The organism is Marinobacter iranensis, from assembly GCF_029207565.1.
Lineage (GTDB): Bacteria > Pseudomonadota > Gammaproteobacteria > Pseudomonadales > Oleiphilaceae > Marinobacter > Marinobacter iranensis.
Genome location: NZ_JANCMW010000001.1, coordinates 239,144 through 263,074, shown reverse-complemented (window position 1 = coordinate 263,074; position 23,931 = coordinate 239,144). Strand labels below are relative to the sequence as shown.

Here is a 23,931-nt window from a genome sequence, read left to right as displayed (position 1 = left end):
AGGCGATTGCCTGCTTACGCAGACTCACGAGTGGCGTCGTAGAACATATGACGGGTCTGCTCGTATTCCACCGCCTCGACGATAGAATCTTCCGCTTCCTGTTCCGAGCAGGCCTGCTCCCGCACTTCCGGACGAACGCCCAGACGATTGAACAGTTCACGGTCCGCATCCGCTTCGGGATTGGCGGTGGTCAGCAGCTTTTCACCATAGAAAATCGAGTTGGCGCCGGCCAGGAAGCACAGGGACTGCATCTGCTCGTTCATGTTTTCCCGCCCCGCGGACAGGCGCACGTGGGAAGCCGGCATCATGATGCGGGCCACCGCAATGGTGCGGATGAAATCAAACGGGTCGAGGTCTTCCACATCTTCCATCGGCGTGCCCGGCACCTTCACCAGCATGTTCACCGGCACACTCTCCGGGTGATGAGGCAGATTCGCCAGTTGGACCAGCAGGCCAACCCGGTCGTCCGGATCTTCGCCCATGCCCACAATGCCACCGCAACAGACTTTCATGCCGGCGTTGCGGACATTCTCGAGGGTATCCAGCCGGTCCTGGTAGGTGCGGGTGGTAATGATGTGGCTGTAGTATTTCTCGGAGGTGTCCAGGTTGTGGTTGTAGTAATCCAGCCCGGCTCCCGCCAGTTCGTCCGCCTGCTCCTGCTTCAGCATCCCCAGGGTCATACAGGTTTCCAGGCCCAGTGATTTCACCTGGCGAACCATGTCCACCACATACCCCATATCCTTCTTCGAGGGGCTGCGCCAGGCTGCGCCCATACAAAAACGGGAAGCGCCTTTCGCCTTGGCTGCCTTCGCCTCGGCGACCACTTTTTCAATTTCCAGCAACTTTTCCTTTTCCAGGCCGGTGTTGTAATGGCCGCTCTGGGGACAGTACTTGCAGTCCTCCGGGCAGGCACCGGTCTTGATGGACAGCAGCGTGCTGATCTGCACCTCGTTGGGGTCGAAATGCTCACGGTGGACGCTCTGGGCGCGAAACAACAGATCGTTGAAGGGCAGCTCGAACAGCGTGCGGGCTTCCTGCATGGTCCAGTCGTGACGGGGTGCGGTGGAGGGTGCGATGGAGGGCGCGGTGGCAGTCATGATTCAGTCCTGTTAACTTTACCGGGATTCTGGTTTACGGATGAAACAGATGATAAAGGGACTGAGATCGCTGTCAACCTTGTTAACACCAAAGGTTAACAGCGAAGAATGGATTCAAGGATCGGCACGGGGCATCCGAAGCCTCCTGCCTTCCGGTGGCGGCCAGTGTGTAACCTGTCTGGAGCCGCAGGCCCGCTTCGGGCTCTGCACCCCCTGCCGCCAGGACTTACCCGCCAATCACTGGCACTGCCGGTGCTGTGCCCTGCCCCTCGCCTATGCCGGCAACGAGGTTCTCTGCGGCCAATGCCTGCAGGACCCACCACCGTTTACCCGGGTCATCGCGCCCTGGCGCTATCGTTTTCCGGTTGACGGCATGATCCAGCGCTACAAGTACAATGGCCAGCGCGCGTTTGCTCGACCATTGATTCATGATCTTGCGGAGAACTTGATGTCGGTCCTGGAGACTGCTCCGGAACAACGGCCGGACCTTCTGGTGGCAAGCCCGATGCATCCGGCTCGTCGTCGGAAACGGGGGTTTAACCAGGCGGCGGATATTGCCGAACACATCAGCCGGCGGAGCGGAATTCCCTGGAGCGCGGATCTGGTGATCCGAAGCCGGCGCACCCGGCCCCAGCGGGGTCTGAACAGGGAAGAGCGCCTGGCCAACCTGCGGGGGATCTACAGGGTAACCCGCCCCCCGCCAGCGAGTATCGCCATCGTGGACGATGTGGTGACCACCGGCGCTACTGCAAGAAGCCTTACCGAAGCCCTGCTGGATGCCGGCGCCCGGGAGGTGCAAATCTGGGCACTGGCGAGGACTCCAGGCTAACCAGCGATGCTCAATCGCCCAGTTGCTCGACCACTTCCTCCGCAATAGCCAGGCACGCCGTCAGCCCGGGCGATTCAATGCCGAACAGGTGGACCAGCCCGGGAACACCGTGCTCTGACGCACCCTCAATGCGAAAATCCGCAAACCCGCCGTCCGGGCCTGCAAGCTTGGGACGGATACCGGCATAGGCGGGCCGCAGGCGGGTCTCATCCAGTGCCGGCCACCAGTGGCGGATGCTGTCGGCAAACAACCGCGCCCGGTCCGGGTCAACGGAGAAATCCATCTGCTCTATCCATTCCACGTCCGGCCCGAACCGCGCCTGACCGGCCAGGTCCAGGGTCAGGTGCACACCCAGGCCACCCTGCTCCGGTACCGGGTAGACAAGCGAGTTGAAGGGATGACGGCCGGAATAGCTGAAGTAGACACCACGGGCCAGCCATTGCCGGGGGACAATGTTCCCGGACAGACCTTCCCAGCGTTTCGCCAACGCCACAGCTCCCAGGCCGGCTGCGTTCACTACCCGTCGGGCCAGCAACTCACAGGGCACCTGCCCGCCTACCTGCAACCAATGCCGTTCGCCACTGGTGGCCGCCCGCTCCACTGGCGCATGGCAGACCAACTGACCCCCATGGCCTTCCAGCTCTCCCAGCAACGACAGCATCACACCATGGCTATCCACAATGCCGGTTTCCGGGGAGTACAGAGCTTCATCTGCGGAAATGTCGGGCAGCGACTCCCGCACGCCCTTGGGCCCGACCCTTTCAAGGAGAACACCGTTACGCTTCGCCTGCCCGGCTATGGCATCGAGTTTCTCCAGTTGCGCCTGTCCACGGGCAACAATCCACTTGCCGGTCTTGCGATGGCCAATATGGCGCTGTTGACAATAGTCATACAGCAACTGGCGACCACGAACGCACAACCTTGCCTTGCGAGAGCCCTCCGGATAGTAAATACCCGCATGGATAACCTCACTGTTGCGGGACGACAGCCCCTCACCAAAGTGAGCCCCGGATTCCAGTACCAGAACCTCCCTGCCCTCCATGGCCAGCCGCCTGGCCACGGCAAGGCCAACGATGCCGGCACCGATCACCACGGTATCTGCCTGGAGTCTATCGCTGTCTGTCATGGGGTTTGAATTCACCTTTGTGGTCATCCGGGCGTCTGTCAGTATCACCGCCAGGTTCGTCCCTTAAAAAGCCCGAATCACATTACGGTGGCGCTCCCGAAACGTTATACTTGCCCCAGAAATGAGTGCACGGAGCAGGGAACCGATGTCTGACAGGAAGCAGTTTATAATTGTAATGCTGGTAGCGGCCATATTTGTAGGCTGGCTGGGTTGGCGCGGCTTTGAAGTCATCAGCCTCAACCGGGACCTGAAATCCGATGAAATGGTCGCCAATTACCCTTATCAGCACCGCGTTCTGAGGGTTGAGGGGGGCACTGCCATTATGAGTTCATTGCGTTCCCATGAGACCTCCACTCACGTCGCACTCACCACCATTTTCCCCAGCATGCGTAACCTGGGTGACAACCACCGGGACTGGCAACGGGCCGAGCGTGAACTGGCCCAGGTTCAGGCCAGGGCCGGCGACATTGTACTCAGCGCTTCCAATATTGACCGGGTGCGCTGGGAACTGGACGAAAACTGGTATCACCTTGCCGAGATGCAGGCCCAACGAAGTTCGAGGCGCTAAACCTTATTTATGACCGAAATCTCCAGCCATCCGTACGACGACCTCAAGCCCGATAAGATTCTCGACGCCATGGAGGATGCCGGATTTGTGGTCAACGGGCGGCTTTTCGCCCTGAACAGTTACGAGAACCGCGTTTACCAGATAGGCATTGAGGACCAACCGCCGGTCATCACCAAGTTCTACCGCCCGGGGCGATGGAGCGAAGCCCAGATACGAGAAGAGCACGTCTTCACCCGCCAGTTGCTCGACGCCGACATTCCGGTTGTGGCCCCCATGGCCATGCTTTCCGGCGATACCTTGGGCCGCAGCGGTGATTTCCTGTTCGCTGTGTTCCTCCAGCGGGGAGGGCAGGCCCCGGATACCAGCGTGACCGACACGCTCTACCGCCTCGGCCAATGGCTGGGGCAGCTCCACAATATTGGTGACACTGAAAGCTTCAGCCATCGCCCTGCGATGTCATTGCTCTCCGGTATTGAGGAGAACAACCGCTTTCTGACGGAGAATCGCTGGGTTCCCGATGATCTCCGCCCAGCCTGGGACTCACTGATTCCCGATCTTGTGGACCACTGCGCCCGACGGATTGACGAGGCCGGTGAGGTTCATTCGCTGAGGCTGCACGGTGACTGCCATGCCGGCAATATCCTGTGCCGCGAGGAACAGATGCTGTTTGTCGACCTGGATGACTGCCGCACCGGGCCGGCAATCCAGGATCTGTGGCTGCTGCTGAATGGGGACGATACCGAGCGCGGCCAGCAGTTTGGCGAATTGCTGGAAGGGTATGAAATGTTCCGGGACTTCAATCGCCGCGAACGCCACCTGATTGAACCCCTGCGCTGCTTCCGGCAGATCTCCCACTGCACCTGGCTGGCCAAGCGCTGGGACGATCCCGCGTTCCCGCGCTTCTTCCCCTGGTTCGCCCAGCCCCGTTTCTGGTCCGACCAGATCCTGTCGCTGCGGGAACAGCTCGCGGCGCTGCAGGCCCCTTCTATCAATATTCCCGGCCAGTACTAAGGCCGCTACAACCGACATACCGGAGACTGATTGATGAGCCAGAGTGAGGCCAGATTTACCATCCGAAGCCTGATTGCCACCGCCATCGGTACCATCATCGTTACCATTGTTGTGCTGGAAGCCAGCGGCAGGATTGACCACTCAGGCAACAAGGACCATGTGCCCGTTGGTGAATTCGAGGCGGTCCACATAAAACCTGGCGAAGAATTTCGCATGTCACCCAAGTCGTCGGAACTGCATGCCGTGTGTGAGCAAGGCTTCCTGGCCATCGCCGCCGATGTGGACCCGGACTTCCGAGGCATTCTCGTCGACTACAAGAACCGGGGGGTTCGCTGTAGCCGTGGCCCGGCGCCGGTACACGACCGGCCCGTCCACGAGGGGCAGGAGCCCGCAGACAATGAGTAACAGCAACAAAAAGCCGGGGCAGGCACTGGATCGGCTGTTTGCCAGTGAACGTGAAACCGGGGAATTCCGCTTTGACGCCTCTGTCGCGCGGGTTTTTCCAGACATGATCCGGCGGTCGGTCCCCGGCTATACCACCATTATTCCGATGATTGAGGTGATCACCGAGCAATACGCCCGGCCAGGCAGTCATTGCTACGATCTCGGCTGCTCCCTCGGCGCCTCGACACTGGCCATGCGGCACGGCATTGGCGACCGCGATTGCATTCTTACTGGCGTCGACAATTCGGCCGCGATGATTGAACGCTGCGAGCATTATATTGCCCTGGACGATCACCCTCTGCCGGTTTCGCTGCGTTGTGAAGACATCCTCGACACCGAACTGATGAACGCCTCCGTGACCACCCTGAATTTCACCCTGCAATTCGTGGCGCCCGAAAGACGGGCGGAGCTGATGACGCGTATTGCCGATGCCACCCTGCCCGGGGGTGTGCTGATCCTGTCCGAAAAAATCCGTTTTGAATCCGAAGAGGAGCAGGCGATACAGACGCAGCTCCACCATGAATTCAAGCGGGCCAACGGCTACTCCGACCTCGAAATAAGCCAGAAGCGATCCGCCCTGGAACAGGTGCTGATTCCCGAAACCCTGGCGGAACATCGACAACGGCTGACGGATGCCGGTTTCAACCAGGTCATGGTGTGGTATCAGTGCTTCAATTTCGTTTCCATGCTCGCCATCAAATCGCCCTGAACGGAGCCTTCATGACGACTTTCGACTGGCAGAGGTGTTTCGCCCCACTGTTCGACGACCTGGACAGCCGTGGCCTGGAACACTGGCGAATCCTGCTACAGCAACAGCTTCGCAAACGCTTCGACGAGAACCCCCACGGAGACATCGCACGCTGGATGCGGGCACTGGACACATTGCCCGCCATCGGCAATGTGAAAACCGAACTGGACCGCCCGGCCATTACCCTGCGCGCGGACCAGTCTCTGTCAGCAGGGGCCGCTGATCAGCTCGAACAGAGTCTTCGTGGGCTGATGCCCTGGCGCAAGGGCCCGTTTGAATTCTTTGGAACCTATATCGATACCGAGTGGCGTTCAGACTGGAAATGGGACCGGGTGGCGCCCTACCTGTCAGACCTGGATGGCCGGCAGGTACTGGACGTGGGTTGTGGCTCAGGCTACCACTGCTGGCGCATGCTCGGTGAAGGCGCCGGTCGGGTGATCGGTATTGATCCGGGGCTGTTGTTCCTGTTTCAGTTCCTGAGCGTCAAACGCTATGTCAGCCCGGAGCAGCGTATTGACCTGCTGCCTGTGCGCATGGAAGACCTGCCAGCAAAACTGGAGGCTTTCGACACCACCTTCTCCATGGGTGTGCTCTACCACCGCCGATCGCCACTGGATCATCTTCTGGAACTGAAGGATACGCTCCGCCCGGGGGGTGAGCTGGTACTGGAAACCCTGATTGCGGATGGGCCGGAAGGCTATAGCCTGATGCCGGAGGACCGCTATGGCCAGATGCGGAATGTATGGTTCCTGCCCAGCTGCGACACACTGCTGCGCTGGCTGGACCGGACCGGCTTCCGCAACGCCCGCGTGGTGGATGTGACCGAAACCACCACGGAAGAACAGCGGAGCACGGACTGGATGCGGTTTCAGTCGCTGAAAGACTTTCTGGACCCGGACGACCCAACGAAAACCGTGGAAGGCTATCCGGGCCCGAAAAGGGCAACCGTTATCGCGGACAAGCCCTGAGGCAAGCCGCGACAACACTGGAGGACTACTCGCCGAAGGGATGGCGGAGGATAACAGTCTCCACCCGGTCAGGGCCGGTGGAAATAATGTCGATCGGCGCTTCGATCTGTTCTTCCAGGAAACGGATATAGGCTTTCGCGTTCTCCGGCAACTGGTTCAGGCCGGTCAACCCTACCGTGCTCTCCTGCCAACCCGGAAGCTCCGCGTACACCGGCTCGATATCCTTGTAGGTATCACAGCCAATGGGCGGCCGGGTGATCTCTCCCTTGGGCGTTTTGTACCCAATACAGACCTTCACGGTGTCCATTCCATCCAGGACATCCAGTTTGGTCAGGCAGATGCCCGAAACACTGTTGATCTGGATCGCGTGGCGCAGCGCAACGGCATCGAACCAGCCACAACGGCGTGAACGCCCGGTCGTGGTGCCGATCTCGTTACCTTTCACCGCCAGGTGCTGCCCCATGTCGTCAAACAGCTCGGTCGGGAATGGGCCGGAACCGACACGGGTGGTGTAGGCCTTGGTGATCCCCAGCACGTAGTCCAGGAACAGCGGGCCAAAACCGGAACCGGTGGCTGTGCCGCCAGCCGTGGTGTTGGAGGATGTAACGTACGGGTAGGTACCCAGGTCAATGTCCAGCAGTGAACCCTGCGCGCCCTCAAACAGGATGTGCTCCCCGCGCTTGCGCAAGTCATGGAGAATATCCGTGACATCGGCGGACATCGGAAGAATCTCCTCACCCATGGACATCAGTTCGGAGAATGCCTGGTCGATGTCTTCTGGTTCTTCGCGGAAATACTCGGTCAGCACAAAATTGTGGTAGGACATGATCTCCTGGAGCTTTTCCTTAAAGCTTTGGGGATCACACAAGTCGCCAACGCGAACACCACGGCGGGAAACCTTGTCTTCGTAGGCCGGGCCAATACCACGGCCGGTGGTGCCAATCTTGTCGATACCCCGTGCACGCTCGCGGGCCTGATCAATACGAACGTGGGTTTTGAGGATGATGGGGCAGGCCAGGCTGACCTTGAGCCGATCCCGTACGGCAACACCGTTGGCTTCCAGTTCGCGGACTTCTTTCAGCAAGGCTTCCGGAGAAAGCACCACACCGTTGCCAATCAGGCACTGGACATTCTTGCGCAGAATGCCCGAAGGGATCAGGTGAAGGGCCGTTTTCTTGCCTTCAATGACCAGGGTATGACCGGCATTATGGCCGCCCTGGAAGCGCACCACCGCCGCAACCTTGTCGGTCAGCAGGTCAACAATCTTGCCTTTTCCTTCATCACCCCACTGGGTGCCCAACACTACAACGTTTTTACCCATGACTCTCTCTCAATGCGGTCTCGCCAGACGACGGGTACCCGCAGGTTTACCTGTAAATGAGTGGCCCGATTCCGGGGTTATCAGTCCAACTGCTCCACGGCCCACTGACCGTCACGCTTCACCAGAACACGGTCGCAATTACGAGACCGTGGATCAACGCCTTCGTCTTCCGGCAAGGCCCGGACAACCGTTTCAGTCATCCGTAACCCGGAAATAACACCATCCAGCGCTGGGTCGTTGACTGCCGGTGCCCAAATGGACCTGCGGGCATGGCTGGCGCGCTGGCCAAGTGAGACCAACGCCCGAATGTCCAGACTGAACCCCGTGGCGGGTCGGGCGCGGCCGAAATCACTGCCGATGGCATCGTAGCGACCGCCCTTCGCAACCGCGTCGCCATGCCCGGGTACATAGGCCGCAAACACCAGCCCGGTGTGGTAGTTGTATCCGCGAAGCTCACAGAAGTCGAAACCAAAGCTTACTTCCGGATAGCTACCGGACAACATCTCTGCCACCCGCTCCAGTTGATCCAACGCCTGACGCAGCGGTTTCGGCGCACCCTCAAGGATGCGTTTTGCTTCGATCAGCGCTTCCTTCCCACCACTGACCCTGGCCAGTTCCCTGAGCATGCCGCCAGCGGACCCCGGCGGGCATTCGCCCAGCATTTCATCCAGTTCCGGCACCGATTTGCGAGCCATGGCATCAAAGATGGCGGCGCCGGTATCGCGGTCAAATCCTGCCTCGCCCACGAGGGTTTCGTAGATCGCCACATGAGCGAGGTCCAGGTGGATTCGCGGCAGGCCGGACACCCGCAGGGTTTCCAGCATCAGGCTGATCACTTCCAGGTCCGCCGATTCCGAAGCGCTGCCAAACAGCTCGCAGCCAGCCTGGATGGGCGTGCGGCCCGTCAGCATATGACGTGGCCGGGTATGCAGGACATGGCCGGCATAGCAAAGACGGGTAATGCCTTCCTGCCCAAGGGTATGGGCATCGATACGCGCCGCCTGGGGCGTCATATCCGCGCGCAACCCCATCATCCGGCCGGTCAGCTGATCGGTCAGCTTGAAGGTCTGAAGCTCCAGATCATGCCCGGTGCCGGTAAACAGCGATTCGAGATACTCAATTAGCGGCGGGATAACCAGCTGGTAGCCCCAACGCTGGCAGGTATCCATTACATCACGGCGCAGGGATTCAATCTGTCCAGCCAGTGGCGGAAGGATGTCTTCCACGCCATCCGGCAGTAGCCAGCGGTCAGATACTGTCATGAGATTCTGTTGTCCGTTTTGCCCCATGGCGAGAACTCGGACCACGGGAGTGCACAGGATTTAGGGCGATGTCCGGGGGAAGATAAAAACCCGGACCAAAACCGGCAGAATTTTACACTGTTGGCAGGCACAAAAAAACCGGAATACCGAGGTATTCCGGTTTTGTCGTGACCGCGACGTCGATCAGCGGCTTCCCTGCGGGTCCTTCAGGAACTTGAGGAAGTCACTCTCTGTGTCGATCACCATGATGTCATCCTTGCTGTCAAACGTGCTCTGGTAGGCCTCAAGACTGCGATAGAAGCTGTAGAACTCACTGTTCGAACCGTAGGCATCGGCGTAAATCTGCGCGGCCTGGGCATCCCCTTCACCACGCATCTCTTCAGCCTTGGCGAATGCCTCGGCCAGGATGACCGTGCGTTGACGATCGGCATCCGCGCGAATCCCTTCGGCAAGCTCGCGACCGCGGGAACGGAATTCCTGCGCCAGCTTCTCACGCTCGGTGGCCATGCGCCGGAATACGTTCTGGCTGACCTGGCCCGGGAATTCAATGGCCTTGACGCGGATATCCACCACCTCGATGCCGAACTCCTTCAGAACTGTCTCATTCACACGGTCCCGCAGGGTGTGCATCAGCTCATCACGCTGGCCCGAAACCACCTCGACCATGGTCCGGACACCGAACTCATCCCGCAGACCATTGTCCACCCGGGACAGCAGCAGTTCGGAAGCACGGTACTCGTCGCCGCCGGTGGCCCGGTAGAACTGGTCCACGTCGCGAATTTTCCAGGCAATGTACGAATCCACATCCAACGGCTTCTTCTCGATGGTCAGATACTGACGCGTAGGAAGATCGGTCGTCAGCAACCGGACATCAAATTCTCTCACCTGATCGATTACCGGCACCTTGAAGTGAAGGCCCGCTTCGATGTCCGTTTCGATCAACTCACCGAACCGCAACAGCACACCCCGATGGGTTTCCGGAATGATGTACACACTGGAAAGCGCAACAAGTATGACGATCAGGGCGCCTGCAAGGCCCACAATACTTTTGGGTCCCATCATTATCTACTCCTCCGAACGTCAGTATCCTGCCTGCCACGCAGCTCCTGAATCACCTGGTCTGACAGGGTCTTGATATCGATGTCACTGCTGCCGGAGCTACCAGAGCTGCTCTGGTTACCGGTGCTTGTGCCAGAACGATTCGTCAGCCTGTCCAGAGGCAAGTACATCATGTTATCGCTGCTTTCGGTGTCAACCAGAACTTTGCTGGTGTTCGACAGGACCCTTTCAAGCGCCTGGATGTACATGCGCTCACGAGTGACCTCTGGCGCTGTCTCGTAAACACCAAGCACCGCGAGGAAGCGTGAGGTTTCACCACGAGCACGCTCGATTACCTGTTGCTTGTAGGCCGCAGCCTCCTCAGTCAGGCGCTGAGCCCTACCACGTGCCTCGGGAACTACCTTGTTACGATAGGTTTCCGCTTCTTCCTTGACCTGCTGCTCGTCCTCACGAGCACGCTGCACTTCACGGAAAGCGTCCTGCACCTCATTGGGTGGCTGGGTGCTTTCAACGTTCACCCTTACGATCGACAGGCCGGTACCGTACTCCTCCAGGAAACTCTGGAGACGCTGCTCAACGCGAACCGCCAGTTCCGCACGCCCTTCGGTCAGCACGTCGTCCAGGGTCGAACTGCCAACCTCATGGCGCAAGGCGCTGTCGGTGGCAAATGCCAGCGCTTGATTGGAATCACGAACATTCAGCACATAAGCCTTGGCATCACCAACGCGATACTGAACCTGCAGGTCAACGGAGACGAGATTCTCATCCTGGGTCAACATCTGGCCGGTGGATTCAGCGTTCCGTACGCTGGTCACCCTGACCAGATGTACGCTATCGATCAACGGCACCTTGAAACGCAGGCCAGGGGTTTCGGTACGACTGTATTCACCGAAGCGCAGCACAACCGCCCGCTCCTGTTCGTTCACGATGTAGAACGACTGGAATATGACGTACCCGGCAAAAATGATCGCCGCCAGCGCGAGAATGGCACCAAAGCCACCGGCGCCACCACCTGAAGACGAGCTGCCGCCATTACCTCCGGATTTATTGCCCTTGCCACCCAGCAAGCGGTTGAGTTTGTCGAGGCCCTTTTTCAGCGCCTCATCCAGGTCTGGTGGACCCTGATCCTTGCCGCCACGACCGCCACCGGTTCCCCAGGGATCATTGTCGTTTCGGTTTCCACCCGGTTCATTCCAGGCCATAGTGTTCTCCGTTCCAAACTAATCGAATGGCTGCAAATACTAGGGATTTATAAGCGCCCCGGCAATAGCACAGCCGGTCTATATACGTTGTTCTTCAAGTCTTACGTCTTTTTCCCGTACGCCGGCACGGCTCAGAAGCTGTAACCAGTCCCGGTGCTGCAAGCGGACCTCAAGCACCGAATCCCCACTATCGCGGTGATTTTCAGTTAATACAGATCCTGCCTCGTGCAGTAGCGCCCGCAGTTTTCCATCGGCCGGTCCCAGCAGGACAAACTGGTGAATAACATCTTCAGCCAGTCGCTCCACAATGGTATCGAACAAGCCCTCAAGCCCTTCCCCGGTGACAGCGGAGACCCAAACACGAACCGGTACGCCATCTTCGTTGCGCTCAATTCGTGGCTGAAAATTATCAAGCAGATCAATCTTGTTGAAAACCTGCAGCACCGGGATCTCGTCGGCACCGATTTCCGCCAGCACCTCTTCCACCTGCTCCATATTCTCTTCACGCCGGTTGTCGTGACAGTCGATTATGTGAAGAAGGATGGAGGCTTCCGTGGTTTCTTCCAGGGTGGCACGAAAGGCTTCTACCAATTTATGGGGGAGGTGCCGGATAAACCCGACGGTGTCAGCCATTACGACCGGACCTATATCCGGAAGTTCCAGCCGTCTCAGCGTCGGGTCAAGGGTGGCAAACAGCTGATCCGCCGCATACACGGTGGAGGTGGTGATACGATTGAACAGCGTGGACTTGCCCGCATTGGTGTAACCCACCAGCGAGACGGTTGGAATATCCGCACGCTTTCGGGCCCGGCGCCCCTGGTTGCGCTGTTTTCGGACTTTCTCGAGCCGGCGATGAATGGACTTGATACGCTCCCTGAGCAACCGCCGGTCGGTCTCCAACTGGGTTTCACCCGGGCCACGCAGGCCAATACCGCCTTTTTGCCGTTCAAGGTGTGTCCAACCCCGGATCAAGCGGGTCGACATATGCTCGAGTTGGGCCAACTCTACCTGAAGCTTACCTTCATGGGTACGGGCACGCTGGGCAAAAATATCCAGGATGACGCCGGTGCGATCAAGCACGCGACAGCTGAGCTCGCGCTCGATGTTACGTTCCTGACTGGGGCTGAGCGCATGGTTAAAAAGCACTACATCGGCTTCACCAGCTGTCACCGCATCACGGATTTCTTCCAGCTTACCCTTGCCCACAAACAATCTGGGGCTGGGCTGTTTACGGGACCCGGTAACAATACCAACCGGCTCCACTCCGGCGGACCAGACCAGCTCACGGAACTCATCCAGGTCCTCGGACTCCTCGTGGGAGGAAAACTCAATGTGAACGAGAATCGCCCGTTCACCAACGTCGGGACGCTCAAACAAGTAGTAATAACTCCAAATCAGTCAGGCTGCATTTACCACCAAAACAAGCACCCGCGGCCCTGGGAGCCTGAGCAGGCTCTTCGGGAGCGCGGGTGACAACGCCGGTATTACCGGGTAAATCAGTCCTCAGACTCTTCTCCGCCCGGGGCCTGTGGCGGGATACGAACGTTCCGCGCAGGCACCACCGTGGAAATGGCATGCTTGTAGACCATCTGGCTGACAGTATTTTTCAGCAAAATCACGAACTGGTCGAAAGACTCAATCTGGCCCTGAAGCTTGATGCCATTGACCAGAAAGATGGAAACCGGAATGCGTTCCTTGCGTAATGCATTAAGGTAAGGGTCTTGTAGAGAGTGCCCTTTTGACATGTGTTTTCTCCTGTTTATAAGTAAAGGCAGATCGTCATATTCAGTTTTAAAATGTGGTGCGAGATTCAATAATTTTCAAGGCAGTGCCTGACATAAGTTTGTCGTCACTGGAGAGCCAGTCCACACCGGACCATTTTCGCAACCAGGTCAGCTGTCGCTTGGCAAGCTGCCGAGTAGCGGCAACGCCCTTGCCCACCATGGTGTCGTAGTCATAATCACCAGCCAGGTAGGCCCAGCCCTGGCGATACCCAACACAACGCATGGAAGGCAGGCCGGGGTGCAGATCACCTCTGGCCATCAGCGCCCTGACCTCATCAAGAAAACCCGCATCCAGCATTGCCTGGAAACGCAGGCTTATTCTTTCATGGAGCATTCGCCTCTCGGCGGGAGCCATCGCAAGCTGCACTACAGTATACGGAAGAGTCGGCGCTTCGTCTGCCTGCCATTGGGTGAAATAGGTGTAATCCTCAATGCTTTCCCTGTTTTGGTCACCGGTGGTGACCCGCTCGCTGGCTGGTTTATCCTGCCAAATTGAGGAAATCGGCCGGCCCGTCAAACGAATAACCTCCAACGCCCGGACCAGTCGTTGCCGGTTATTCTGGTGGATCAGCCTGGCCGCCACCGGGTCCTGCTGTTCCAGTTCCCTATGAAGGGCGCCCCACCCCTTTTCCCGGGCTTCCTGCTCCAGCACCTGCCGGATGGCAGGATCCGCGGGAGGAAGATCGGACATGCCATGGAGCAGCGCCTTGAAATACATCATGGTACCGCCCACCAGCAGCGGGATCCGGCCTGCTGCGGTAATTTCGGCCATTTCCTGCAGGGCATCACGACGAAAGTCCGCGGCAGAGTATGTTTCCGCAGGATCACAGATATCGATCAGCCGGTGGGGTGCCCGGGCCAGCTCCTCACGGGAAGGTTTGGCCGTGCCAATGTCCATACCCCGGTAAATCATGGCTGAATCAACGCTGACAATATCGCAGGGCAGATGGCGACAGAGCTCAATAGCCAGATCGGTCTTGCCGGAGGCTGTCGGCCCCATCAGGCATATGGCAGGAGGCTTGGCATCCTCAGCAGTTGTTACCGTCATACCGGCGTTAGCGCCCCCGCAGAAATAACTTGTCCAGCTCGGACAGGGTGACCACGGTCCAGGTAGGTCGGCCATGGTTGCATTGGCCGCTTCGCTCGGTGGCTTCCATGTCCCGCAGCAAGGTGTTCATTTCGGGGATGGTCAACTGCCGGTTTGCCCGAACCGAGCCATGACAGGCCATGGTACCAAGCAGTTCATGGGTGACGGCCTCCACGCGGTCGCTTTCGCCGTTCTCGATCAGGTCCGACAGCACGTCCCTTACCAGTTGCTCGGCATCCGCTCCCCGCAACAGCGCTGGCATCTGCCTGACAGCGAGGGTTTCAGGGCCAATGCGCTCAACCCTCAACCCCAATTGCAGAAGTTCCTCACCATGGGTTTCAGCCAACGCTGCTTCTTTCTGGCTGACCGCAAGGGAGACCGGCACCAGAAGTGGCTGACTTTTGAGATCCTGAGCGTCCAGCGCACGCTTCATGCGTTCATAGGTGATGCGTTCGTGGGCTGCGTGCATATCAACCACAATCATGCCCTGGCGGCTTTGGGCAAGAATATAAATCCCGTGCAACTGGGCAATGGCGTACCCCAGGGGAGGTTCATCACCACTTTCCCGGGGTGGTGTGGGAGATGCCACCGCCAGCTCCCCGGTTTCGGCCATGGCTGCCCGCTCGCCCACGCCACCATTTTCCACACCGCCACCTTCGTTCAGGGACTGGTAGAACGCCATCTGGTCACGGGCCTGCCATTCATGCTGCGGTGGCCGTGGAGAGCCGGAAAAGCCGGCCGGCTGCTGGCCGGTGGAGGCTGCGAAAGGATCGGGAGCTGGCTGGTTACTGACGCCAGGCATGGAAGCCTGGGTGCCATAACCGCCGGGTATCCCGGCGGATTCGCGACCATGGGACTGGGCTACCGCCCCCCGCAAATGATCGTCCGGCCGTACGTCTGCCAATGCCTTGTGAAGGGTACGGAAAATGAAATCGTGGACCAGTCGCCCGTCTCGGAAACGTACTTCGTGCTTGGTGGGATGGACATTCACATCCACATTGGCAGGATCAACCTCCAGATACAGGACGAAGGCCGGGTGGCGATTGTTGTAAAGCACATCCCGATAGGCCTGGCGCACAGCATGAGCCACCAGCCGGTCACGGATCACCCGGCCATTCACAAAAAAGTACTGCAGGTCCGCCTGGCTGCGGGAAAAGGTTGGCAGCGCCACCCAGCCCCAAAGTTTCAGCCCCGTTGCCTCCGCGTCGATCACGACAGTATTGTCGATAAACTGCTGGCCGCACAGGGCACCGATCCGCCGCTCCCGGTCCAGCGGGTTTTCCGCAGGCCGCAGGCTCTGAATCACGCGCTGATTGTGGCGGAGAGTGAATCCGGTATCAAAACGGCTCAGAGCCTGGCGGCGAACGCATTCCTCAACGTGGTTGAATTCGGTCTTCTCAGTGCGGAGAAACTTGCGCCGGGCGGGGGTATTAAAGAACAGGTCCCGCACTTCCACCGTAGTTCCCACTGGGTGGGCCGCCGGGGAAATGCTGGCATCCATGTCGCGCCCTTCCACCTCCACCCTGGAGGCAGCTTCCTGACGTTCCGTGCGGGACGTCAGCGCCAACCGGGAGACCGAGCTGATACTGGCCAGTGCCTCACCGCGAAAGCCGAGAGAGGCCACCGCCTCAAGGTCATCCAGGTTTTCTATCTTGCTGGTGGCATGTCGGCTCAGCGCCAGCGGGAGATCCGCCTCGTCGATACCATCACCGTCATCACGCACGCGGATCAGCTTGACGCCGCCCTGCTCAACCTCAATGTCGACCCGGCGGGCGCCGGCATCAAGCGCGTTTTCTACCAGTTCCTTGACGACCGAAGCCGGGCGCTCAACCACCTCGCCGGCAGCAATCTGGTTTGCCAGGCGAGGAGTCAGTAATCGAATGGCGGGCATGCTAGCAGGAGACCTCGTTTCAGGATGCAGGAATACGAATGGTTTGCCCTACCATAACACGGTCATCATTGAGGCCGTTATACTGCATTAATTCGCTGACGGTTGTCTGATTCTCACGGGCAACGCCTGACAGCGTATCGCCCCGGCGAATCCGATACTGGCTGACATTGCCATTGCCCTGCCCGTTCTGCTTCTGCCACGCGAGCAGAGTTCCTGGCGGCGGTGTTTTCTGAAAGTAGTCATTAATCCCCTGGAAAACCGCCCGGGAAATTTTCTCCCGATACCAGGAACTGGACAGATTTTTCTCTTCCTTCGGATTCGATATAAACCCAGCCTCAACCAGGACTGATGGGATATCCGGCGATTTCAGCACTGCAAACGCGGCCTGCTCAACCCCCTTCTTATGGAGTTTGGCGACATCGCCAAGCCTGCCGAGGATAGAGCCCCCGACGCCAAGGCTGGAATTAATGCTGGCAGTCATGGACAGGTCCAGGAGAACGCCCGCCAGCATCTCGTCACGACCATCCAGCGAAACGCCGCCGGCACCACCGATCAGATCTGACCGGTTTTCGCTTTTTGCCAGCCAGCGGGCAGTCTCACTGGTGGCCCCCCGTTGCGATAGCGCGAAAACCGAGGCGCCCCTTGGCTGCGGCGTGCGAAAAGCGTCGGCGTGAACAGAAACAAACAAGTCCGCGTTTTGTTTGCGAGCCAGCAATGTGCGGCTACGCAGGTCGATATAATAGTCCCCGGTACGGGTAAGCTTGGCGGTATATCCAGGCTTGGCATCCACCAGTTCCGCCAGGGTCCTGGCCATTTTCAGCACCACGTCCTTCTCGCGCGTGCCACGAGGGCCAATGGCGCCGGGGTCCTCACCTCCGTGCCCGGCGTCGATCACCACAATGATGTCACGCTTGCCGTTGCTGTTTTCGGTGACGGTCGGCTCCGAGGACTTCCGTGCTTTCAGACCACCCTCGTCGATCAAATCCACCACCAAACGATGGCCGTACTGTTGGTTGGGTTCGAGTTGAAAGCTACGGGGCTTGATATCGCTTTTGAGGTCCAGCACCACCCTCAGATCGTTGCCATTACGGGGAGCACTACGGATGCGTTTCACAGGGCTTCCCGAAAGATCCAGCTTGTCGAAATCCGCTTTCAGGGTGGTATTTTCAAGGTCGATGACCAGGCGTGACGGCCCCGACAGGGCAAACACCTTGTGATCGACCTTGTCAGCGATATCCAGCACCAGGCGGGTATGGTCCGGCGCTGGCCAGATCCTTGCTCCCTCCACATTAACGCCTGCCATTGCCGCAACGGGATACAGCAGTACCCAAACCAGACTAACGGCCAGGCACCATCCTGAGAACATTCTTGTCATCATCCTGCCCACCTGTAATGATCACACATAGCTAACCTTCCTGATCCGGCGAATGCATTGCACCAAGCCGGGCCTGCAATTCCATGCCTCTGGAGGTCGCTGCCGAGACAAGCGCACTGCGCCCTTCTCCGCTTACATCCAGACGTATCCACAAGTCAGCCGCCGGAAGGATGCCCTGGCCGCGCTCCGGCCACTCAATCAGGCAAAGGTTCCGGCCCTGAAAATAATCCCGTATCCCCATGTACTCCAATTCTTCCGGATCACCCAGCCTGTACAGATCAAAATGATAGGCTGGCGGAGTCAGATGTTCGTACGGCTCCACGATGGTGTATGTGGGGCTCTTGACAGCCCCGTCGTGGCCAAGGCCACGCATCACTCCGCGACTAAGCGTGGTCTTACCTGTTCCGAGATTACCCTCAAGGAACACCGTCAATCCCTGACCACCCTGCCTCACCAACGCGGCAAGCGCTCTACCGAAGCTCTCCGTAGCCGCCTCATCTTCCAGGTAAAGGGAGAGCTCCTGCGTTACAGTGTTCATCAACCTTCCCCGTTTTCTCGCCGTGCCGTTCGGCCCCCGGATCGACGCTCTGATTCCGCCAGCACCTCTGACAGGGCCTCAATCACATCCATGGGCAACAACCCCATATAGCCGCGTGTTTCCGAGGCCCGGTCAGCCGCTGCCAGATGCAATGCAGCCCCCGCCGATGCCGATAGGTGGGCATCCCCAAGCTGGGCGTACAAACTGCCCAACACGCCCGAAAGCACGTCTCCCATTCCACCGGTGGCCATGCCGGGATTACTGCCGCTGATAATGTCTGGCAATACGCCCTCGGCCGCGACAACCGTACCGGCGCCTTTAAGCAATGCCACACCGCCAAACATCTGGCGAAGACGACCGGCGGCACTCACCCGGTCGTCTTCGATTTCGACCACTTCGCACTCCAGCAATCGCGCCGCCTCGCCGGGATGCGGCGTGAGAATGTGATTGTCTGCCGGCTGGGCGACGCGAGAGGCCATCAGGTTCAGGGCATCCGCATCGAGCACACGTAGCTTTCCACTGGCGACTACCTGTTGGAGCATCTGTTGTCCCCAGGCGCCCTGACCAATGCCAGGACCACAAACAATCACATCGGCCGCACTGATCAGTGGCGGCAGTTCAGAACCATGAATCAGCCCCTGAACCATCACAGACGGACAACGAGCCAGTGCAGCCGACACATATTCCGGGCGCGTGGCCAGGGTAACCAGCCCGGCGCCCGTCCTTGCCGCTGCCTCCGCCGCCAGCATGCCGGCACCACCAAAACCACGATCCCCGGCGACAATGAGTACGTGCCCGAAACGCCCCTTGTGCGCAGCCTTCGGGCGCCTGGGCAGCGCTGAACGGACAGAGTGCCAGTCAACCCGACGAGCCCGGGGCTTTTGGCCACTCTCAGAGGCCCAGTCATCGGTATCCAGGGACTCAAACAGTATGTCACCGCCAAACTCGGGCCCCTGCCCGGTGAACAAACCGGCCTTCAGCCCGATGAAGGTTACGGTCGCGTCGGCCCTGATGGCATCACCAGCCACCGTTCCCATGGTGGCGTTCAAACCCGAGGGTAAATCAATGGCCAACACCGGAGCGGCTGCCTCATTGCACTGGCTAATAATACCTGCAAACGGCTCCCTCGGCGCGCCGGTCACACCGGTTCCCAGCATGGCGTCGACGATCAGCCCGGCGCTGGCGATATGTCGGCGCACATCGACATCGTTGAGGTCCGCAAGCTCCAGCACCTTTACTCCATCCCCGACCGATTTTTGCCACGCCTTGCGGGCATCGCCGGAGAGTTTTTCGGTGGGTGCAACGGCAATGCAGTCCACATCAAGGCCATGGCGCACCCCATTTGCAGCCACCAGGTAACCGTCACCACCGTTATTGCCTGCACCACACAGCACCAGGATCCGGCCTGGCTCGGGCCAGCAACGCACCAGCCTGCGAAAGGCGCTGGCGGCAGCTGCCTGCATCAGATCAAATCCATTCACCCCTTGTTGATCAATCACATAGCGATCAATCTCCCGCACTGCATCGGCGGAGTAGAGGTCTTCTGGTAAACTGTGACCACCAGACAGGGGCATGCAATACCGCTCCCGCTAAAGAATTTGGGTTAAGAAAAACGGCCAGATACCTGTAAAGAATAGCAAAACAGTGGAAAAGGTCATAACTTAATCAAATTAAACTTCGTTACCGTTCGCGCCACCGGGAAACCGGACGCTGTTCAACTGGCACTCAATGACCGATTTCATCGATCACAAACTGAACGATCTTCCGCAACAGGTCCACGCCTGGGCCCGTGAACTGGGCTTCAGTGATGTCGGCATCACCCTGCCGGAGACCGGCGTCCACGGGGAGCGACTCAAAGACTGGCTCCGTGAGGGGTTTCACGGCGAGATGGCGTACATGGAAGACCATGGGGACAAACGCTATACCCCCACGTCCCTGGTGGAGGGCACCCGGCGGGTGATTTCCGTGCGACTGGATTACCTGCCTGCCCCAGACAACCCGGGGCAGGTACTCACTAACCGGGAGAAGGCCTATATCACCCGTTATGCCACCGGGCGCGACTACCACAAACTGATGCGAAAGCGCCTGGCGACCCTGGCAAAATGGATTGACGAGGCCGTGTCGGGCTACGATTACCGGGCGTTCGTTGACAGCGCGCCAGTCCTGGAGCGCGCCCTGGCCCAGCGCGCGGGGCTTGGCTGGATTGGCAAGAACAATATGCTGATCCATCCGAAGGCCGGCTCTTTCTTCTTTCTCGGGGAAATATTCACCAGCGCTCCGCTACCGCTCGACGAGCCGTTTGAGAAAGAACACTGCGGCAGCTGTGCGGCTTGCCTGGATATCTGCCCCACGGACGCCTTTGAAGGCCCCCATAAACTCGATGCACGAAAATGCATCAGTTACCTCACCATCGAACTGAAGGGCAGCATTCCGGAGGAGCTGCGATCAAAGATGGGTAACCGGGTCTTCGGGTGTGACGACTGCCAGTTGGTCTGCCCGTGGAACAAGTTCAGCAAGCCAACGGCCGAGAAAGACTTCCAGCCCCGCCATGGCCTGGACAACAGCGAACTGGCCACCCTGTTCCTGTGGACCGAGGAGGAATTCCTCAAACGCACCGAAGGCTCCGCCATCCGCCGTACCGGGTACGAAGGCTGGCTCAGGAACCTGGCCGTGGGATTGGGGAACGCCCCATCCACCATCCCGGTGATAGAAGCCCTCAAACAGAGGGCGGACCACCCGTCAGAGATGGTTCGCGAGCATGTGCACTGGGCCCTGCGCAGACACGGTTTATAACTTGAAGAAGTTTTCCCGGTAGTGGCGGAGTTCGTTGATGGAGTCACGAATATCGTCCAGCGCCAGGTGGCTGCCCTTCTTCTTAACTCCGTCCAGCACATCGGGCCGCCAGCGCCGGGCCAGTTCCTTGATCGTGCTTACATCCAGATTGCGGTAATGGAAGAAGGCTTCAAGCTCCGGCATATATTTCACCAGGAATCGCCGGTCCTGGCCGATACTGTTGCCACACAGCGGTGACTGACCCGGTTCAAGATATCGCTGAAGAAACTCCAGAGTCTTCTGCTCAGCGTCGATCTCACTGAACTTGCTATCCTTGACCCGCTGGGTAAGCCCGCTTTCACCATGGGTCCGCGTACACCATTCATCCATTTCGCTGAGCAGTTTGTCTGATTGGTGGACGGCAATAACAGGCCCTTCTTCTATGGTATTCAGCTCCGAGTCGGTAACAATTGTCGCTATCTCTATGATCCGTTCTTTTTCCGGGTCCAGCCCGGTCATTTCCAGGTCAATCCAGACGAGATAATTTGCTTCTGGCATTCAGTGATCTCCAGCGGTTAACTCGTGATTCGGGCAACGGTCGGGCAGGGCTTCCCGGGAGTGTCTGAAGCCATGGATGGCTTCAGACAAGCGCACATGGACGTGCTCGCAGCGTCTCCCGGGAAGCCCTGCCTGACCGTTGCTGCACATAGTCTGCCTATTGTGGATGAATCACGTATGATGTTACAGCTTTCACTATTCTCCACCAGGATCTGACCGACCTACGATATGGCTAAACGTCGACTGAACAAGCAGCAGCAATGGCGCATCAAGAAAATCCAGCAGGAGCGGGCTACGCGGGCGGCGAAGAAAGAGGAATCCATCGGTGAGAAACTGGATGCTGGCGACCTGGGCCCGGAACAGCAAGGGCTGGTTATTGCCCACTATGGACAGCAACTGGACGTGGAAGCCCTCGAAGGGGAAGACACCGGCAAGGTGCTGCGCTGCTTTGTGAGAGCCAATATCGACAGCCTGGTGACCGGCGACAAGGTGATCTGGCGGCCAGGCAGTGACGGCACCGGGGTGATTGTCGCCCGTTGCGACCGCCATACCCTGCTGCAACGTCCCGACAACTTCGGGGCACTCAAGCCCGTTGCCGCCAACATCGACTACATTATCCTGGTGATTGCCTCAGAGCCTGAGCCTCACGACAACCTGATTGACCGGTATCTGGTGGCTGCGGAAAGCACGGATATTCCGGTCATTATCCTGCTCAACAAGACCGACCTGATTACCGACCGGAACCGGGAGGCCATCGACAACCTGCTGGCACGCTATGAAAAGCTTGGCTACCGCACGGAACGTACGTCAGCAAAGACCCTGGAAGGTGAACAGGCGGTTCGGGTGGAAGAACTGGCGAAAAATCAGACCAGCGTATTCGTGGGCCAGTCCGGGGTTGGCAAGTCGTCTATTATCCAGACACTGCTGCCTGAGGAGTCCATCCGGGTAGGTGCGATTTCAGAAAGCACCGGCAAGGGCATCCATACCACAACTACGGCAAGGCTCTTTCACCTCAACTGTGGCGGCGATTTGATTGACTCACCGGGCATTCGGGAATTCGGCCTGTGGCACATGACGCCTCAGGAGATCGAGTACGGTTTCCGGGAAATCCGCGACCTGATCGGCCATTGCCGGTTCCGCAACTGCAGCCATATGGGCGACCCCGGCTGCGCCATTGCACAGGCCGCCGAGGACGGACGGATAAGCGTAGAGCGTATGAAAAGCTTCAAACGGATTCTGCAGGATATGGCGGAACAGCAATCCCGGGGCCTGAAAGCCGACTAGTGCCCCATCTCGCCAGGCACTGGTGATTTACCAGTTCAGTTCGCCGGGTTTGGGTTCTTCCTTCTCTTCCGACCAGTTGCCTTCCTCAAGCCGTTTCATGGCCTCCTGCTGTTCCTCCTCGGAGGGCGCAGTGAGGTCGATCAGGGGTTCGCTAGACCTGCCCGCATTGCTCTGGATGCCTTGCGCCGTCTTCTTGTTCATTACAATGATCGAAATACGCCGGTTTACCGGGGCCTGGGGGTCATCCTGGTCGAACAGAACGGAATCGCTCAGGCCCACCACCCGGCCAATTTGTTGTTGCCGGACCCCACCGGCCACCAGAGCACGGCGGGCAGTATTGGCGCGATCGGCCGACAGTTCCCAGTTGGTGTAGCCAGGGCGACCACTGAACGGCGTAGAGTCGGTGTGGCCGGTAATGCTCAGTTTGTTGTCAACGGTGCTCAGGGTTTTGGCGAGTTCAAACAGAATATCCTGGGAATAATACTTGAGCTCGGCGCGACCGCTGTCGAACATCGGGCGCTGGGAGCGGTCGACGATCTGGATGCGCAGGCCTTCACTGGTGATATCAATCAGCAGTTGGTCCTTGAACTCCTGCAGGGTTTCGTTCTGCTCGATCCGCTCCTTCAAGTCCTGAAACAGCTCCTCCATCTGTTGTTGCTCCAGGGTCTGGGCCAGTTCCTCCACCACCTCGTCTTCAATCTGGATATCACTGCGCTCGATGTCTTCGCTGCTTTCGTTGATAACGGAGGCACTGCCTTCAAGATCCACCGGGTTGGGAGACCCTCCCTCGGTAAACCCGACCGGGTCCTTGAAATAGCCTTCCACCGCACGAAGCTGTTCCGGGGATGCGGTGGCTGTCAGCCAGAGCACGAGGAAAAACGCCATCATGGCGGTGGCGAAATCGGCGAAGGCCACTTTCCAGGACCCACCGTGATGTCCGGAGACGACCTTCTTTTTCCGCTTTACGATAATCGGCTGTTCTTCCAAGGAACTACTCCAGACGGCTC

General features: G+C 58.8%; 23 protein-coding genes. 8 read left to right on the top strand and 15 right to left on the bottom strand.

Annotation, left to right across the window (positions count from 1 at the left end; all coding sequences use genetic code 11):
- Positions 1 to 14: 14 nt before the first annotated feature.
- Entirely contained in the window at positions 15 to 1,097 is a 1,083-nt protein-coding gene (gene bioB / locus NLU14_RS01290) for a biotin synthase BioB (RefSeq protein ID WP_275704346.1), read from the bottom strand.
- A 40-nt stretch (positions 1,098 to 1,137) separates the two neighbouring features.
- On the opposite strand from bioB, the gene NLU14_RS01285 reads away from it, so the two are divergent.
- Positions 1,138 to 1,926, top strand: coding sequence for a ComF family protein (locus NLU14_RS01285; protein ID WP_275704345.1), 789 nt, complete (start codon positions 1,138 to 1,140; stop codon positions 1,924 to 1,926).
- Positions 1,927 to 1,936: 10 nt separating this feature from the next.
- Here the strand turns inward: NLU14_RS01285 and NLU14_RS01280 are convergent, their stop codons facing one another.
- A complete protein-coding gene (locus NLU14_RS01280; RefSeq protein ID WP_275704344.1) occupies positions 1,937 to 3,052 on the bottom strand; it encodes an NAD(P)/FAD-dependent oxidoreductase in 1,116 nt (371 codons plus the stop codon).
- A 145-nt stretch (positions 3,053 to 3,197) separates the two neighbouring features.
- On the opposite strand from NLU14_RS01280, the gene NLU14_RS01275 reads away from it, so the two are divergent.
- Genes NLU14_RS01275 through cmoB form a run of 5 tightly spaced genes read left to right on the top strand, consistent with a single transcriptional unit; the run spans position 3,198 to position 6,791 of the window.
- On the top strand, positions 3,198 to 3,620 hold the full coding sequence (locus tag NLU14_RS01275) for a hypothetical protein (protein WP_275704343.1): 423 nt from the start codon (positions 3,198 to 3,200) through the stop codon (positions 3,618 to 3,620).
- 9 nt (positions 3,621 to 3,629) lie between these two features.
- The gene (locus NLU14_RS01270) at positions 3,630 to 4,631 is read left to right on the top strand and encodes a serine/threonine protein kinase (RefSeq protein ID WP_275704342.1); all 1,002 of its coding nucleotides are present in this window, start codon (positions 3,630 to 3,632) and stop codon (positions 4,629 to 4,631) included.
- Between the two features lie 33 nt (positions 4,632 to 4,664).
- Positions 4,665 to 5,036, top strand: a complete 372-nt coding sequence (locus tag NLU14_RS01265; RefSeq protein WP_275704341.1) for a PA3694 family proteiin — start codon at positions 4,665 to 4,667, stop codon at positions 5,034 to 5,036.
- Positions 5,029 to 5,784 (top strand): carboxy-S-adenosyl-L-methionine synthase CmoA, encoded by a 756-nt coding sequence (gene cmoA, locus NLU14_RS01260; RefSeq protein WP_275704340.1) that lies wholly within the window; start codon positions 5,029 to 5,031, stop codon positions 5,782 to 5,784. The genes NLU14_RS01265 and cmoA overlap by 8 nt, the downstream gene beginning before the upstream one ends.
- Before the next feature lie 11 nt (positions 5,785 to 5,795).
- Complete coding sequence (gene cmoB, locus NLU14_RS01255) at positions 5,796 to 6,791, top strand: tRNA 5-methoxyuridine(34)/uridine 5-oxyacetic acid(34) synthase CmoB (protein WP_275704339.1); 996 nt, start codon at positions 5,796 to 5,798, stop codon at positions 6,789 to 6,791.
- Positions 6,792 to 6,816: 25 nt separating this feature from the next.
- On the opposite strand, the gene NLU14_RS01250 is transcribed toward cmoB, so the two are convergent.
- The 11 genes from NLU14_RS01250 to NLU14_RS01200 all read right to left on the bottom strand — a co-directional run bounded on the left by NLU14_RS01250 (position 6,817) and on the right by NLU14_RS01200 (position 19,884).
- Positions 6,817 to 8,112: an adenylosuccinate synthase gene (locus NLU14_RS01250; RefSeq protein WP_275704338.1), complete on the bottom strand. Its 1,296-nt coding sequence runs from the start codon at positions 8,110 to 8,112 to the stop codon at positions 6,817 to 6,819.
- An 80-nt stretch (positions 8,113 to 8,192) separates the two neighbouring features.
- Positions 8,193 to 9,374: an ATP phosphoribosyltransferase regulatory subunit gene (locus tag NLU14_RS01245; protein WP_275704337.1), complete on the bottom strand. Its 1,182-nt coding sequence runs from the start codon at positions 9,372 to 9,374 to the stop codon at positions 8,193 to 8,195.
- Positions 9,375 to 9,557: 183 nt separating this feature from the next.
- Complete coding sequence (hflC, locus tag NLU14_RS01240) at positions 9,558 to 10,433, bottom strand: protease modulator HflC (RefSeq protein ID WP_275704722.1); 876 nt, start codon at positions 10,431 to 10,433, stop codon at positions 9,558 to 9,560.
- A 2-nt stretch (positions 10,434 to 10,435) separates the two neighbouring features.
- Positions 10,436 to 11,635: an FtsH protease activity modulator HflK gene (gene hflK, locus NLU14_RS01235; protein ID WP_275704336.1), complete on the bottom strand. Its 1,200-nt coding sequence runs from the start codon at positions 11,633 to 11,635 to the stop codon at positions 10,436 to 10,438.
- Positions 11,636 to 11,713: 78 nt separating this feature from the next.
- Entirely contained in the window at positions 11,714 to 13,012 is a 1,299-nt protein-coding gene (hflX, locus tag NLU14_RS01230; protein WP_275704335.1) for a ribosome rescue GTPase HflX, read from the bottom strand.
- 119 nt (positions 13,013 to 13,131) lie between these two features.
- Positions 13,132 to 13,380 carry an RNA chaperone Hfq gene (hfq, locus tag NLU14_RS01225; RefSeq protein WP_007154829.1) on the bottom strand — a complete coding sequence of 83 codons (249 nt, stop codon included), beginning with the start codon at positions 13,378 to 13,380 and terminating at the stop codon, positions 13,132 to 13,134.
- Positions 13,381 to 13,426: 46 nt separating this feature from the next.
- Positions 13,427 to 14,467 carry a tRNA (adenosine(37)-N6)-dimethylallyltransferase MiaA gene (gene miaA, locus NLU14_RS01220; protein WP_275704334.1) on the bottom strand — a complete coding sequence of 347 codons (1,041 nt, stop codon included), beginning with the start codon at positions 14,465 to 14,467 and terminating at the stop codon, positions 13,427 to 13,429.
- A 7-nt stretch (positions 14,468 to 14,474) separates the two neighbouring features.
- Positions 14,475 to 16,397, bottom strand: a complete 1,923-nt coding sequence (gene mutL / locus NLU14_RS01215; protein WP_275704333.1) for a DNA mismatch repair endonuclease MutL — start codon at positions 16,395 to 16,397, stop codon at positions 14,475 to 14,477.
- A gap of 19 nt (positions 16,398 to 16,416) precedes the next feature.
- Positions 16,417 to 17,763: an N-acetylmuramoyl-L-alanine amidase gene (locus tag NLU14_RS01210; protein ID WP_420845022.1), complete on the bottom strand. Its 1,347-nt coding sequence runs from the start codon at positions 17,761 to 17,763 to the stop codon at positions 16,417 to 16,419.
- 40 nt (positions 17,764 to 17,803) lie between these two features.
- Positions 17,804 to 18,310, bottom strand: a complete 507-nt coding sequence (gene tsaE / locus NLU14_RS01205) for a tRNA (adenosine(37)-N6)-threonylcarbamoyltransferase complex ATPase subunit type 1 TsaE (protein ID WP_275704332.1) — start codon at positions 18,308 to 18,310, stop codon at positions 17,804 to 17,806.
- Positions 18,310 to 19,884 (bottom strand): NAD(P)H-hydrate dehydratase, encoded by a 1,575-nt coding sequence (locus tag NLU14_RS01200; RefSeq protein WP_275704331.1) that lies wholly within the window; start codon positions 19,882 to 19,884, stop codon positions 18,310 to 18,312. Before NLU14_RS01200 ends, tsaE begins: the two co-directional genes overlap by 1 nt.
- Before the next feature lie 154 nt (positions 19,885 to 20,038).
- Here NLU14_RS01200 and queG point away from each other — a divergent pair, with 154 nt between their 5' ends.
- Positions 20,039 to 21,103 carry a tRNA epoxyqueuosine(34) reductase QueG gene (gene queG, locus NLU14_RS01195; protein ID WP_275704330.1) on the top strand — a complete coding sequence of 355 codons (1,065 nt, stop codon included), beginning with the start codon at positions 20,039 to 20,041 and terminating at the stop codon, positions 21,101 to 21,103.
- Here the strand turns inward: queG and orn are convergent.
- Positions 21,098 to 21,640, bottom strand: a complete 543-nt coding sequence (gene orn, locus NLU14_RS01190) for an oligoribonuclease (RefSeq protein WP_275704329.1) — start codon at positions 21,638 to 21,640, stop codon at positions 21,098 to 21,100. The genes queG and orn overlap by 6 nt on opposite strands.
- 228 nt (positions 21,641 to 21,868) lie before the next feature.
- Here orn and rsgA point away from each other — a divergent pair, with 228 nt between their 5' ends.
- Positions 21,869 to 22,924, top strand: a complete 1,056-nt coding sequence (gene rsgA / locus NLU14_RS01185; RefSeq protein WP_275704328.1) for a small ribosomal subunit biogenesis GTPase RsgA — start codon at positions 21,869 to 21,871, stop codon at positions 22,922 to 22,924.
- 27 nt (positions 22,925 to 22,951) lie between these two features.
- Here the strand turns inward: rsgA and motB are convergent, their stop codons facing one another.
- Positions 22,952 to 23,911: a flagellar motor protein MotB gene (motB, locus tag NLU14_RS01180; RefSeq protein ID WP_275704327.1), complete on the bottom strand. Its 960-nt coding sequence runs from the start codon at positions 23,909 to 23,911 to the stop codon at positions 22,952 to 22,954.
- Positions 23,912 to 23,931 lie beyond the last annotated feature (20 nt).

What these genes read in the sequence shown, in the direction of transcription:
- bioB (WP_275704346.1), bottom strand. Translation starts at nt 1,097, where the DNA reads ATGACTGCCACCGCGCCCTCCATCGCACCCTCCACCGCACCCCGTCAC.
- NLU14_RS01285 (WP_275704345.1), top strand. Translation starts at nt 1,138, where the DNA reads ATGAAACAGATGATAAAGGGACTGAGATCGCTGTCAACCTTGTTAACA.
- NLU14_RS01280 (WP_275704344.1), bottom strand. Translation starts at nt 3,052, where the DNA reads ATGACAGACAGCGATAGACTCCAGGCAGATACCGTGGTGATCGGTGCC.
- NLU14_RS01275 (WP_275704343.1), top strand. Translation starts at nt 3,198, where the DNA reads ATGTCTGACAGGAAGCAGTTTATAATTGTAATGCTGGTAGCGGCCATA.
- NLU14_RS01270 (WP_275704342.1), top strand. Translation starts at nt 3,630, where the DNA reads ATGACCGAAATCTCCAGCCATCCGTACGACGACCTCAAGCCCGATAAG.
- NLU14_RS01265 (WP_275704341.1), top strand. Translation starts at nt 4,665, where the DNA reads ATGAGCCAGAGTGAGGCCAGATTTACCATCCGAAGCCTGATTGCCACC.
- cmoA (WP_275704340.1), top strand. Translation starts at nt 5,029, where the DNA reads ATGAGTAACAGCAACAAAAAGCCGGGGCAGGCACTGGATCGGCTGTTT.
- cmoB (WP_275704339.1), top strand. Translation starts at nt 5,796, where the DNA reads ATGACGACTTTCGACTGGCAGAGGTGTTTCGCCCCACTGTTCGACGAC.
- NLU14_RS01250 (WP_275704338.1), bottom strand. Translation starts at nt 8,112, where the DNA reads ATGGGTAAAAACGTTGTAGTGTTGGGCACCCAGTGGGGTGATGAAGGA.
- NLU14_RS01245 (WP_275704337.1), bottom strand. Translation starts at nt 9,374, where the DNA reads ATGACAGTATCTGACCGCTGGCTACTGCCGGATGGCGTGGAAGACATC.
- hflC (WP_275704722.1), bottom strand. Translation starts at nt 10,433, where the DNA reads ATGGGACCCAAAAGTATTGTGGGCCTTGCAGGCGCCCTGATCGTCATA.
- hflK (WP_275704336.1), bottom strand. Translation starts at nt 11,635, where the DNA reads ATGGCCTGGAATGAACCGGGTGGAAACCGAAACGACAATGATCCCTGG.
- hfq (WP_007154829.1), bottom strand. Translation starts at nt 13,380, where the DNA reads ATGTCAAAAGGGCACTCTCTACAAGACCCTTACCTTAATGCATTACGC.
- miaA (WP_275704334.1), bottom strand. Translation starts at nt 14,467, where the DNA reads ATGACGGTAACAACTGCTGAGGATGCCAAGCCTCCTGCCATATGCCTG.
- mutL (WP_275704333.1), bottom strand. Translation starts at nt 16,397, where the DNA reads ATGCCCGCCATTCGATTACTGACTCCTCGCCTGGCAAACCAGATTGCT.
- NLU14_RS01210 (WP_420845022.1), bottom strand. Translation starts at nt 17,763, where the DNA reads ATGTTCTCAGGATGGTGCCTGGCCGTTAGTCTGGTTTGGGTACTGCTG.
- tsaE (WP_275704332.1), bottom strand. Translation starts at nt 18,310, where the DNA reads ATGAACACTGTAACGCAGGAGCTCTCCCTTTACCTGGAAGATGAGGCG.
- NLU14_RS01200 (WP_275704331.1), bottom strand. Translation starts at nt 19,884, where the DNA reads ATGCCCCTGTCTGGTGGTCACAGTTTACCAGAAGACCTCTACTCCGCC.
- queG (WP_275704330.1), top strand. Translation starts at nt 20,039, where the DNA reads ATGACCGATTTCATCGATCACAAACTGAACGATCTTCCGCAACAGGTC.
- orn (WP_275704329.1), bottom strand. Translation starts at nt 21,640, where the DNA reads ATGCCAGAAGCAAATTATCTCGTCTGGATTGACCTGGAAATGACCGGG.
- rsgA (WP_275704328.1), top strand. Translation starts at nt 21,869, where the DNA reads ATGGCTAAACGTCGACTGAACAAGCAGCAGCAATGGCGCATCAAGAAA.